The organism is Amycolatopsis nigrescens CSC17Ta-90, assembly GCF_000384315.1.
In the GTDB taxonomy this organism is placed as follows: Bacteria; Actinomycetota; Actinomycetes; order Mycobacteriales; family Pseudonocardiaceae; genus Amycolatopsis; species Amycolatopsis nigrescens.
Genome location: NZ_ARVW01000001.1, coordinates 4,238,179 through 4,249,676 on the forward strand (window position 1 = coordinate 4,238,179; position 11,498 = coordinate 4,249,676).

15 protein-coding genes are annotated in these 11,498 nt (G+C 69.8%); 8 read left to right on the plus strand and 7 right to left on the minus strand.

Annotation, left to right across the window (positions count from 1 at the left end; all coding sequences use genetic code 11):
* Positions 1-111 precede the first annotated feature (111 nt).
* The 5 genes from AMYNI_RS0120050 to AMYNI_RS0120070 all read left to right on the plus strand — a co-directional run bounded on the left by AMYNI_RS0120050 (position 112) and on the right by AMYNI_RS0120070 (position 4,174).
* Positions 112-630, plus strand: a complete 519-nt coding sequence (locus AMYNI_RS0120050) for a hypothetical protein (protein ID WP_157357417.1) — start codon at positions 112-114, stop codon at positions 628-630.
* A 110-nt stretch (positions 631-740) separates the two neighbouring features.
* Positions 741-1,427, plus strand: coding sequence for a ScbR family autoregulator-binding transcription factor (locus tag AMYNI_RS44910; protein WP_063713772.1), 687 nt, complete (start codon positions 741-743; stop codon positions 1,425-1,427).
* A gap of 350 nt (positions 1,428-1,777) precedes the next feature.
* A complete protein-coding gene (locus AMYNI_RS44915; RefSeq protein WP_157357418.1) occupies positions 1,778-2,788 on the plus strand; it encodes a tetratricopeptide repeat protein in 1,011 nt (336 codons plus the stop codon).
* Between the two features lie 187 nt (positions 2,789-2,975).
* Positions 2,976-3,869: a non-homologous end joining protein Ku gene (ku, locus tag AMYNI_RS0120065; RefSeq protein WP_020669832.1), complete on the plus strand. Its 894-nt coding sequence runs from the start codon at positions 2,976-2,978 to the stop codon at positions 3,867-3,869.
* 101 nt (positions 3,870-3,970) lie between these two features.
* A complete protein-coding gene (locus AMYNI_RS0120070) occupies positions 3,971-4,174 on the plus strand; it encodes a hypothetical protein (protein ID WP_020669833.1) in 204 nt (67 codons plus the stop codon).
* On the opposite strand, the gene AMYNI_RS0120075 is transcribed toward AMYNI_RS0120070, so the two are convergent.
* From AMYNI_RS0120075 to AMYNI_RS0120085, 3 genes are all read right to left on the minus strand, one after another.
* Positions 4,175-4,822: a response regulator gene (locus AMYNI_RS0120075; protein ID WP_020669834.1), complete on the minus strand. Its 648-nt coding sequence runs from the start codon at positions 4,820-4,822 to the stop codon at positions 4,175-4,177. It lies immediately after the preceding gene.
* Positions 4,823-4,889: 67 nt separating this feature from the next.
* Positions 4,890-6,551 (minus strand): sensor histidine kinase, encoded by a 1,662-nt coding sequence (locus AMYNI_RS0120080; protein WP_020669835.1) that lies wholly within the window; start codon positions 6,549-6,551, stop codon positions 4,890-4,892.
* Between the two features lie 39 nt (positions 6,552-6,590).
* Positions 6,591-7,019 (minus strand): pyridoxamine 5'-phosphate oxidase family protein, encoded by a 429-nt coding sequence (locus AMYNI_RS0120085; RefSeq protein ID WP_020669836.1) that lies wholly within the window; start codon positions 7,017-7,019, stop codon positions 6,591-6,593.
* Between the two features lie 243 nt (positions 7,020-7,262).
* On the opposite strand from AMYNI_RS0120085, the gene AMYNI_RS0120090 reads away from it, so the two are divergent.
* Positions 7,263-7,751 carry a sigma factor-like helix-turn-helix DNA-binding protein gene (locus AMYNI_RS0120090; RefSeq protein WP_063713851.1) on the plus strand — a complete coding sequence of 163 codons (489 nt, stop codon included), beginning with the start codon at positions 7,263-7,265 and terminating at the stop codon, positions 7,749-7,751.
* A gap of 24 nt (positions 7,752-7,775) precedes the next feature.
* Positions 7,776-8,123: a GntR family transcriptional regulator gene (locus AMYNI_RS0120095; RefSeq protein WP_020669838.1), complete on the plus strand. Its 348-nt coding sequence runs from the start codon at positions 7,776-7,778 to the stop codon at positions 8,121-8,123.
* Between the two features lie 45 nt (positions 8,124-8,168).
* Here the strand turns inward: AMYNI_RS0120095 and AMYNI_RS49135 are convergent, their stop codons facing one another.
* From AMYNI_RS49135 to AMYNI_RS44920, 4 genes are all read right to left on the minus strand, one after another.
* The gene (locus tag AMYNI_RS49135) at positions 8,169-8,318 is read right to left on the minus strand and encodes a hypothetical protein (protein WP_157357419.1); all 150 of its coding nucleotides are present in this window, start codon (positions 8,316-8,318) and stop codon (positions 8,169-8,171) included.
* A gap of 81 nt (positions 8,319-8,399) precedes the next feature.
* The gene (locus AMYNI_RS0120100; protein WP_020669839.1) at positions 8,400-9,035 is read right to left on the minus strand and encodes a nitroreductase family protein; all 636 of its coding nucleotides are present in this window, start codon (positions 9,033-9,035) and stop codon (positions 8,400-8,402) included.
* 10 nt (positions 9,036-9,045) lie between these two features.
* A complete protein-coding gene (locus tag AMYNI_RS0120105; RefSeq protein ID WP_020669840.1) occupies positions 9,046-9,456 on the minus strand; it encodes a CoA-binding protein in 411 nt (136 codons plus the stop codon).
* Between the two features lie 117 nt (positions 9,457-9,573).
* Entirely contained in the window at positions 9,574-10,539 is a 966-nt protein-coding gene (locus AMYNI_RS44920; protein WP_020669841.1) for an AraC family transcriptional regulator, read from the minus strand.
* A 164-nt stretch (positions 10,540-10,703) separates the two neighbouring features.
* Here AMYNI_RS44920 and AMYNI_RS0120115 point away from each other — a divergent pair, with 164 nt between their 5' ends.
* On the plus strand, positions 10,704-11,498 hold the full coding sequence (locus tag AMYNI_RS0120115) for an MlaE family ABC transporter permease (RefSeq protein WP_020669842.1): 795 nt from the start codon (positions 10,704-10,706) through the stop codon (positions 11,496-11,498).

Here is an 11,498-nt window from a genome sequence, read left to right on the forward strand (position 1 = left end):
CAGGGCACCGTCGAACAGGGAAGGACCGGGATTTCTGTGTGCGCCCTTCCACGACATGAAAACAAACCGGTTGGCCGGTTTTATCTGCCCCTATCCGGACGGAGGCACCCGATGCCTGTGACCTGGACATTCACCATCACCGCACGCTGGTCCCTGCCCGATCTCCAGTCCCGCTCGCTCACCATCGAGGTAGCGCGCGCCATCGTGGCGGGCGCCGCGCGGCCGGTGGTGGCCACCGTCGGCTGGATCCAGTCCGACGGCGGGTCCCTGCTCGCGGAGGTGTCCGCGCCGGCCGGCGGTGACGGGCTGGACGTGGTGCTCGCCACCCTGCGCGACGACCTGCCCCGGCGGCTCACCGGCGCCTATGGGCTCAACGGCTGCGGAGTCGCCCCCTTCGAGCTGGACATCCAGCCGCTGCCGGGGCAGGGCGACGGCCGCTGCGGACAGAACTCCCGGCAGGAACGAGCGACCCGGCTCAGCCGCTGCCTCTGCATCGCCACCGCCCGCTCCCCGCGGCCCACCAGCTCGACCCGTTCGCTGGGCACCTTCCTGCGGCGCAGCGGGATGGGCGCGCGGCAGGAGCGGGAGGCGCCGTCCGAGCAGCGCGAACCTCAACCCGCGGGCCGCTAGCACGTCACGGCACGTGTCGGAGTCGCGACCGTGAGCGCAGTGCCGTGGGTGGGTCCCTGCCGGCCGCCCGGTACCATCCATGAGGCACACGTGACGTTGAAGGGGCCGTTGTGACGCAACAGGATCGGGCGAAATACACGCGACAGACGATCCTCGAGGCCGCGGCCATGGTGTTCGATCGCGCCGGCTACAACGCCGCCACGCTGAACGAGGTGGCCACCCTCGCCAATACGATGGCTCAAGCGGAACGCGGCGCCACGGTCACCAAAGGCGCTGTGTCCCATCACTTCCAGAGCAAGAAGGACCTCGCCGAAGCCGTGATCACGGCACAGCACACCTGGTCCGTCGGACTGGCGAAGCAGAAGCTCGAGGACGACGAGCCGGGACTGCGGTCGGCCATCGAGATGTCGCTCGGCCTGGCGGCCAAGCTGAGCGACCACGAGAAACCCTTGGTGCGGGCGGGTATCAAGCTCACCCTGGAGAACGGGCCCTCCTTCGACCTGCCGGTGGACCCGTACCGGGAGTGGATCGATGCCACCGTGGAACTGCTGCGGCGGGCGGTGACCGAAGGCGATGTTCGCGTGGAGGTCGACGTGGCCGCCGCCGCCGAGCTGATGGTCGGTTGTTTCGTCGGGGTGCACCTGCTTTCCGAGGTGCTCAGCGGGCGGGCCCGCCTCGACGAGCAGGTGCGCCTGATGTGGACCTTCTGGCTGGAGCACCTGGTGCCGGAGGAGCGGGTGGCCGAGTTCCGCGGTTTCGTGGCGGGCCGTTTGATGGCCGAAATGGTCACGCCATAATCAGTCTGCCAATATCCGGCCGTTAGGAAATGGTCAACTGGCCGGCTCTATTTCTGATCTTTCGTGGGCGTAGTCGCTTTCGTTTCATTGGTTGAGGACCAGGTCGGGAACGGCATGTACCTGCGGTGGACCTGCTGATCAGGGTCCCGTGCACCTGCACGTTCGGGTGAACGAAGGATTTCGCTCAGGTGCCGCCATTTCACCGCAAAGGCTTCTATCGTCATTCCGGGATTGCTGTCAGTATTGGCTGTGTGTGACCGGCAGGCGCCGAGATGCTGGTCATGTGCGTGTTCGCCCCGGACCACGGCGGGCCGTCAGGCAGCCGGAACTGCGGGAAAGGGGCGACCGAAATGCCGAGGTCCGAGTCCGCGAGCCATTCGTTCCTGGTCGACGACGCCCGGCGGCCGGTGACCCCGCGCCGGGTCGTCATCGGTGACGTCGAGCGGGTGGAGGCCGCGACCGGCACCCTGCGCGCGCTGGACCAGCGGTATGGCGGGGGCCGTTGCCGGGACACCGTGCTGGCCTACCTGCCCGGCACGCACGCGCTGCTCCGCGCGCCGGCCGGGGAACGGGTCGCCGCGCGGCTGAGTACCGCGGTGGCGGATCTGCACAACCTGGCGGGCTGGACCTGTTTCGACACCGGTGACACCGAGTCCGCACACCGTCATTTCCAGCTCGCGCTGCAGCTGGCCAACCGCACGCGCGACCACGAGCTGGTGGCCAACATCCACTACCGGATCGGGCGCGTGCATCTGCACCAGCACGCGCCCGGTGAGGCGCTGGCCGAGTTCCGGCTGGGGCAGATCGCCGCGGACGCCTGCGGTTCCCACCGCGCGGGGGCGATCCTGCAGGCGAACCGGGCCTGGGCCTACGCCAAGATCGGCCTGGCCGGGCAGGCGGCGGTGCTGCTCGACAAGGCGGGGGACGAGCTGGCCTTCGACGGGGCCGTGCCGCCGCCGTGGGCGGCCTTCTTCGACGACGTCGAGCTGTCCGCCATGGTCGGCACGGTGCACACCGATCTGGCGCGCACCCTGGACCCCGAGCACACCCGCACCGCCGTGCCCGCGCTGTCCTTCGCGATCGGCCGCCGCCACGACCTGACCCGCAGCAAGGTGCTCGACCTGATCTCGCTGGCGATCAACCACCTCATCGACGGCGACCTCGAAGAGGCGGTCGCGGTCGGCGGTCACGCCGTCGACCTGTGCGCGAGCCTCAACTCGGCCAGGGTGATCGACCGGATGCGCCCGCTCGTGCACGAGGCCGGCAGGCGGCCGGAGGACCCGGGCCTGCGGCGGCTGGTCGCGCGGATCGCCCTGCTCACCCCGGCCCGTCAGCCGTACTCGCCGAGGACCAGGCTCTGAGCTCACTCCATTGTCGCCACCTACCGTGACCGGATCACCACCCGGTGTGTCGCCTGTTTCGGGTCTTGCCTGGTCACCAGGCTCAAGGCGGCAGTTGAGCGGTGTTGCCGGCGGATCTTCCCGGGTAACGTCTGGAGTCACGGAGCGCAAGTGCCGGGGCCTGGCAAAGCACAGGAGGCAGGTTGACATGCGGACGATGTGGAAGGGAGCGGTGTCGTTCGGGCTGGTGACGATCCCGATCCACCTGTACGCGGCGACCGAGAACAAGAACGTCTCGCTGCGCCAGGTGCACCAGAGCGACGGCGGCCGGATCCAGTACAAGCGGTTCTGCTCGTCCGAGGGCGTCGAGGTGCCCTACGGCGAGATCGCGAAGGGTTACGAGCTCGCCGACGGCGAGATGGTGGTGCTCACCGACGATGACCTCGCCGAGCTGCCGCTGGCCAGCTCGAAGAGCATCGACGTGCTGGAGTTCGTGCCGCTGGAGTCGATCGACCCGATCTACTTCGACAAGACCTACTACCTCGAACCGCAGAAGGCGGCGACCAAGCCCTACGTGCTGCTGCGCGACTCGCTGCACAAGTCCGGGCACGTCGCGATCGCCAAGGTGGCCATCCGGCAGCGCGAGTCGCTGGCCGTGCTGCGGGTGGTCTCGGACGTGATGGTGATGACCACGATGCTCTGGCCGGACGAGGTGCGCACCCCCGATTTCGGCTTCCTGAAAGAGGATCCGCCGCAGGTGCGGCCGCAGGAGCTGACCATGGCCGGCTCGCTGATCGACTCGCTGTCCGAGCCGGTGTTCGAGCCGGACAAGTACTCCGACAGCTACCGCGAGGCGCTGGAGGCGCTGATCGAGGCGAAGGTGGCCGGCAAGGAGACCACCGCGCCGCCGTCGGCCGGGGCGAAGGCCGAGGTCGTCGACCTGATGTCCGCCCTGCAGGCCAGCGTTTCGGCGGCGAAGAGCAACCGCAAGACCACCGGTACCCGCAAGGCACCCGCCAAGCGGACGGCGAAACCGGCCGAGAGCAAGACCGCCGCCGCGAAGAAGCCCACTAGCACACGCAGGTCGCCGAAGAGCGCCTGAACCTCCGATCGCGACACGCCGCGGCAGTGCCAGACTCTGTCGGCCCCGCGTGATAGCAAGGCGGGCAGGTGAAGCAACAAGTCGCGGAAGGCGGTAACGGCATGACCTGCGCGAGCTGTGTCGACGCCCTGGACCACTGCCACGGCACGCTCGTCGTGCACCCCGACGGCATGGTGGAGTGCAGCGAGCTCGAGTGCGCCGACACCGAACAGCTGCGCCACGAGCTGATCATCGAGTGCCACACCGTGGACGGCGGCTGCGGCTGCGTCGAAACGAGCCGTGCGGACATCCTGCTCGCTTCCTGATCAGCCGCGGTCCACCTGGCGTTTGGCGAGGTAGACCGCCGCTTCGGTGCGTCGCTCGAAGCCCAGTTTGTGCAGCAGCGACGAAACGTAGTTCTTGATCGTCTTCTCGGCCAGTGACAGGCGTTCCGCGATCTGCCGGTTGGTCAGCCCGGTCGCGACCAGGTCGAGCACCCGCCGCTCCTGCGGGCTCAGCGCCTCGTAGCCGGGGTCGGTCGGCCCGTTCTCGCCGCGCAGCCTGCTCAGCACGGACGCGGTCAGGTGCGCGTCCAGCAGCGAGCCGCCACCGGCCACCGTGCGCACCGCCGAGACCAGGTTCGTGCCGGACACCTGCTTGAGCATGTAGCCGGCGGCCCCGGCCATGATCGCGCCGAACAGTGCTTCGTCGTCCGAGTAGGACGTGAGCATCAGGCAGGCCGGTGGCGGGGTGACCGCGCTCCGGATGTCGCGGCAGACGGTGACCCCGTCGCCGTCCGGCAGCCGCACGTCGAGGATCGCGACGTCGGGACGCACCGCCGGGATCCTGGCCAGCGCCTCGGCGGCGGACCCCGCCTCGCCGGCGACTTCGAGGCCGGGGTCGGTCTCCAGCACCGTGCGCAGACCGGTGCGCACCACCTCGTGGTCATCGAGCAGGAACACCGAAATCGTCATTGTCGCTCCCTATCTTGCGGGGCACCCGCACCCGGTCGGATCGATAACCGCGAGGAGGGAGTGTCGGTCATCGATCCTCCGAGTCTGCGGGGCGTAGCTTCGCGGTCCAGGTCAGCCGGGTGCCGTGGCCGTCCGCCCGCCGCGCCGAGCAGGTGCCGCCCCAGCGCGCGGCCCGTTCGGCGAGGTTGGCCAGGCCGCTGCGGCGGGCGGGCCGGTCCGGGATGCCCACCCCGTCGTCGGTCACGGTCAGCGTCAGCCACCGGCCGTGCCGGTCCACCGCGACCTCCACCGATACCGTGTTCGCCGCGGCATGTCTGGCCACATTGGACAGTGCTTCGCGCAGGGTTGCGGCCAGCTCGGCACGTACCGGGGTGGGGACCGCGGTGTCCAGCGGGCCGTCGAAGCCGATCCGCGGTTCGAAACCGAGCGCGCCGGCGGTGTCCAGGGTCAGCCGCAGCAGCTCCGAACGCAGCCCGCCCTGCGCTTCGGCCGGTTCCTGCAGGGAAAAGATGCTGGTGCGGATGTCCCGGATGGTTCGGTCGAGGTCGTGCGCGAAGCCGCTGAGCCGCGCGGAGATCTCCGGGCGAACGCTCAGCCTGCCGATCCCCTCCAGCCCGAGCCCGATCGCGAACAGCCGCTGGATCACCAGGTCGTGCAGGTCACGCGCGATCCGGTCGCGGTCCTCGAACACGGCCAGCCGCTCCCGGTCCTGTTCCGCGCGGGCGAACTCGATGGCCACCGCGGCGTGCCCGCCGAAGGTGCGCACCAATTGCACCTCGGCTTCGGTGAACGGGACCTTGTCGCCGAACTTGGCCACCAGCAGCACGCCGAGCTTCTCGTCGCCGACGGTGAGCGGCACGGCGATCGCGGAGTCGAGATCACGCACCAGCGCCGGGAGCTGGATGCCGGCCTGCTGCGTCACGGCGTGGTCGCCGTACTGCCGCACCACCACCGGTTCGCCGGTGGTGAAGGCCATTCCGGTGGCGGTGCCTTCGGCCGGCACGCTCAGCCCGATCAGCCGGTCCTGCTCGCCGTCGGCCGACTCGACCACGTCGAACACCAGCGTGGACCGGTCGCCGTCGCGGGGCCGCGCGATGCCGGCGGCCGAGGCACCCGCGGCGACCCTGGCCTGCTCGGCGATCAGCCGCAGTGCCGCGGCCGGGTCCGCACCGGCCAGCAGCGAGTTGGTGACCTGGTGGGAGGCCGCCAGCCAGCGTTCGCGGCGGCGGCCTTCCTCGAACAGGGTGGCGTTCTCGATCGAGACCCCGGCCGCCGCGGCCAGTGCGACGGCCACCTCCTCGTCCCGTGCGGTGAACTCTTCGCCGTCTTTTTTCTCGGCCAGGTACAGGTTTCCGAACACCTTGTCGCGCACCCGGATCGGCACCCCGAGGAAGGAGCGCATCGGCGGATGCCCCGGCGGGAACCCGTGCCTCGCCGGATGGGCTCGCAGGTTGCTCAGCCGCAGTGGCCGCGGGTCGTCGGCGAGCAGGCCGAGAATGCCGAGCCCGGCCGGTGTGCGGCCGATCCGCGCTTGGTCCGCGTGCGAGATGCCGACCTGGACGAACTCGGTGAGCTTCCGGTCGTGGCCGAGCACACCGAGCGCGCCGTACCTGGCGCCGACCAGCTCGCAGGAGGAGCTCACGATCCGGTGCAGCACGTCGGGCAGGCTCAGGTTCGCGGTGACCCCGGCCACCGCGTTCAGCAGTCCCCGGATGCCGGGTTCGCTCACACCGCTTCCCCCTGCCGACTTCCGCGGACGCTCTGCCGGTCAGGTCGATCGCCTGCACGGTTCTGTTACGGCATTCATCCGTTCGACCCGATAGCCGGACAACAGTTCGATCGGCATCAGCACGCAGCGGTCGTCTTCGCCGGGGAACCAGGGCAGCGCGGCGGTGGTCAGGGCCGGGCAGTCACGTGCCTCGTTCGCCGTGCCGAGCGCGGTGACGAACCAGCCGGCCGTCAGGTCCCGCTCGAAGGCGTCCACCTCGAAGGCCACCACGCCATCGTGGGCGGCGGCGAACAAGGGGCTCCTGGCCGGCGCCCCGAAGCAGATGGAGTCGTCGCACAGCACGAACTTCACCGGTCGTACCGCGGGCAGCCCCTGATGCGTGAACACGACGCGACCGATCCGAGCCGTGGCGAGCAGCGCCAGGCACTGCTCGCGGTCGAGCATCCGCAGGCCGTAGGAATCCAGCACGGCGTCTCAGCTCTCGTCGGGGACGGGGTTTCCTGGCGCCGACCATCACCCCGATCCGAACTCGCCGGTAGGGCCGTTGGGCCCTGGGAGGTCCGTGGTGCGGCTGTCTAGCACGCCGGAACGGTGACGACAAGAGTCATGTGGTGCCCGGATTTCCGGGTCGCCAGGCCCGGACCTCGGCGGCCGCCTTCGCCAACACTTGAGGGACAGGACCCCGAGCTCCGGCGGTGAGGGATGAACGTGATGGCCGACATCACGAGGACGGACACCGATACGGCCGCGCACCTGATGCGCGACGCGGCGGCCGGTGACTCGCGTGCGACCCATGCCCTGCTCGCCGTGGTCCGGCCGATCGCGCTCCGGTACTGCCGGGCCCGGCTCGGCGACCGCGGCCGGCTCGCCCCCGACGAACTGGCCGCGGAGGTTTGCGTCGCGGTGCTGGCCGCGCTGCCCGGGCACGCGGAGCGAGGCGGTTCGGTGCTGTCGCTGGTGTACGCGATCGTTTCACGTCGGGTGACCGAGGTGCTCGGCCGCGGCTCCGGCTGGTGCGCTCCGGCCGTCGGGCGGCTCGGCCCGCTGCTGGACCGGTTGCCCCGGCTGCAGCAGGAGATCATCATCCTGCGGGTGGCGGTCGGGCTGTCCGCCGGGGCGACCGCCGAGATGCTCGGGCTCACCCTGGAGACGGTCCGGCTGGTGCAGCACCGGGCACTCGATCGGATGCGTGCTAACTGAGTTAGCTGGGTGTACTCTGTCGGCATGCCTGAACTGGATCCCGATGACTCGAACCCCTCCTACCGCAGGGTCGCCGACGAGCTCCGAGTGCTGATCTCGCTCGGTACCTACGGTCCTGGCGACAAGCTGCCCTCCTACGAAACCGCTGCCAAGGACTTCGGGGTGTCGATCGGCACGGTCAAGCGTGCGTTCGCGGTGCTCCAGCAGGAGAACGTGATCGTCATCCGGCCCGGCCTCGGGTCCTTCGTCCGCACCAGGCAGGTCGAGGACGGCGGCAACCCGGATCTGCTGCCGCTGGCCGACATCCAGGGCACCCTGAGCGCGATCCTGCACCGCCTCGACGCCATCGAACGCGCCCTCCACCTTCGCTGACCCCCGGCAAATAGCCGGCTTTTTGCCCTTTGGCGAAGGGTTGGTTCAGTCGGGGCGGTCGAGTCGGGCACGTTGCTGCAACGGCCCGGTGATCGGCGTTCGCGGCTCCTGGCGTGGCCAACGGGTCGCCCGTTGCCAGCTCAGCAGCGCGGCCAGCGCGATCGACAAACCCCCGGCGACCTCGAGTATGGACAACACGCTCTCCCCGTCGATTAGCTCGCGTTACTCCGATCAGTCGCAGGAAAGGGCGCGAACGCTACGTCGTCGGCCAGGTCGTTACCAGCGGTCGACGTGCAACACGTCCGCCAGCGGCTGCCGGGCGGCCGGTTTGAACCCGGTGCCGGTGTAGTACGCGGTGGGGATGAGCGCGGCCTGGTGCACGTTCTCCGGCAGGTCCAGGATTTCCGCGGCTTCCTTCTCGTAGGTCAGGTGCAGCGTGGTCCACGCGGTGCCGAGGCCGAGGTTTCTGGCGGCGAGCATGAAACTCCAGGCCGCCGGCAGCAGCGACGCCCACAGCGCGGCCTGGTTGCCGGCCGGCAGTTCCGCGGTGGTCGTTTGAATGCACGGCACCACCAGCACCGGCACCTGGCCCATCCGGTCGGCCAGGTACGCCACGCTGTCGTGCACGCGCTGCTGCACCGCGGCCCGCTCGGGATCGTCGGCGAACAGCCGCCCGGCCGCGCGCGAGGAATTCAGGTAGTCGTCGCACGCCCGCCGGTACAGCTCGCCGAGCCGGGCCCGCTGCCGCTCGTCGGTGACGACCAGCCATTGCCACTGCTGCCGGTTCGAGGCGCTCGGTGCCTGCAGCGCCACGGTCAGCGCCCGCTCGATCAGGTCAAGCGGCACCTGTCGGGTGAGGTCCAGCCGCTTGCGGACGGTGCGGGTGGTGGTCAGCAGTTCCTCAGGAGTCATGCTCCTGGTTCTATCGGTTCTTCGTGATCTGCGCGATGGCGCGGACCACCGCCATGCAGCGGTCTTCCACGTAGTCGAGGCCGGCCGCTTCCGCGATCCGCCTCGCCTCCGCCGAAACGATGCCCTGCTGCAGCCACAGTGCTTTCGCGCCGATCGCGACGGCCTGTTCGGCGATCCCGGCCGCCTCCGGCGAAGGCCGGAAGACCTCGACCACGTCCACCGGCTCCGGTATGTCGGCCAGCGACCGGTACACCTTCTCGCCCAGCAGCTCGTCCGCTTCCGGATGCACCGGGATGATCCGGAAACCCGCCGCCTGCAACCCGGCCGGCACCGCGTGCGCGGCCTTGCCGGGGTCCCGGCTCAGCCCCACCACCGCGATCGTGTCCGCCGCCGCGAGCACCTCTTCCGCCAGATCCGTCATACCCCGGTCAACCCCAACCGCCCCGCCCCCATTCCCCGTCGAGCCCCGCCCCCAAAGGGCAAAAAGCCGGCTATTTGCCCGAGTCCCGGGGGGCGAAAAGTCGGCTATTTGCCCGGGTTAGCCGGTGGGGCGTAGGGCGGTGGGGCGGAAGTCGTTCGGGGAGGTGCCGGTCCACCGCCGGAACGCGCGGCGGAACGCCCTCGGTTCCGAGTAGCCGAGTCGCGCGGCCACCTGCCGCACGGTCTGGCCCTGTTCGGACAGTGCGGTCATCGCCAGGTCGCACAGCAACTCGTCGCGGATGGTGACGTAGCCGGTGCCTTCCTGGTGCAGGCGGCGGCGGAAGGTCGGCGGGCTCATGCCCAGCCTGGCCGCGAGCTCTTCGGCGGACGGCAGCTCGTCCGGCAGCCCGCGGCGGAGTGCGGCCTGTACCTGGCTGGTCAGCGTCGGCCGGTTGCCGAACGGCATCAGCAGGCTGGCCGGCGCCCCGGCGAGCAGGACCCGCAGGTCCCGTTCGGTGCGGATCACCGGTGCGTCCAGCGCGTCGGCGGCGAAGGTCAGGCAGGCGCGGTCGCGCAGGAACAGTTTGGGCACGCCGGGCAGCAGCCTGCTGTCCGGTCCGGCCAGTCGCGCGGTCCGGGGGAACTCGATCGAATGCGGGCGCAGCGGCCTGCCGATCAGCCAGCCGCTGAACTGGCTCACCACGAACAGCCCGGTCTCGATCAGCAGCTGTCCCGCTTCCGCGCCAACGTCGATGCTGAAGGTCGCCAGCCGGTCGTGGCGGGTCAGCCGCAGGCCGGGCAGGCCGGGGAAAAGCCGGTAGAAGCGGCAGAACCGGCGCAGCGCGCTTTCCAGATCGCCGCCGTGCACGGCGTTCATGCTCATCGTTGCGAAGGCGCCTCTCGGCACCCGCCACGGCGCGAGCCCGCAGAGGTCGTCGTTCAACTCGCGGCTCAGCTCGCGCAGCAGCCGGAAGCACTCTTCGGCGGCCGGGGTGGGAGTGGTGATCAGCTGGGCGAGGTCGAGCTTGGACCGCCGGGCGCCGGCCACCACCGCTCGGATGAAGTTTTCCGGAACTCCGGCCATCGCGAGACCCTCCTCCGCTGCCGCCAGGACTTTAACATGCAGGTCAGTAGGTATGTATTTATCTTCTGAGCGTTCCGGTGCCGTCGTTTTGAGCGGCGCTGTCCTCTGCGCCGGGACATCACCGTACGTAAGTTAAGTCACATCCTGAAGTAGGGAGGGCGTCGTTGAGCGCGCAGGTCGGCAAGGCCCGAGTTCCCGTCGCGTCCGCGTTCCACCAGGTCGGCCGGGTGACCGCGCTCTTCCTGGACGTGCTGCGCGCCATCCCGCAACGTCCCTTCCAGACCAGGGAGTTCCTGCAGCAGGCCTGGTTCTTCGCCAGCGTGACGATCTTCCCCACGGCCATGGTGGCGATCCCGTTCGGCGCGGTGGTGGCCCTGCAGCTCGGCTCGCTGACCACCCAGATCGGCGCCCAGTCGTTCACCGGCGCGGCCAGTGCACTGGCCATCGTGCAGCAGGCCAGCCCGCTGGTGACCGCGCTGCTGGTCGCCGGCGCCGGCGGGTCCGCGGTCTGCGCGGACATCGGCGCGCGCAAGATCCGCGAAGAGATCGACGCGATGGAGGTGCTCGGGGTCAATCCGATCCACCGGCTGGTGGTGCCGAGGGTGCTGGCCGCGATGGTGGTCTCGGTACTGCTGAACGGTCTGGTCAGCGTGGTCGGGGTGGCCGGCGGCTATGTGTTCAACGTGCTGGTGCAGGGCGGCACCCCCGGCGCCTACCTGGCCAGTTTCAGCGCGCTGGCACAGCTTTCCGACCTGGGCATCTCCTCGATCAAGGCGGTGCTCTACGGCCTGGTCGCCGGCATCGTCGCGGCCGACCGAGGGCTGAACCCCGGCGGCGGCCCGAAAGGCGTCGGCGACGCGGTGAACCAGTCGGTGGTGATCACCTTCCTGGTGCTCTTCCTGATCAACGTGGTGCTCACCGGCATCTACCTGCAACTCGTCCCACCGAAGCTGGTGTGA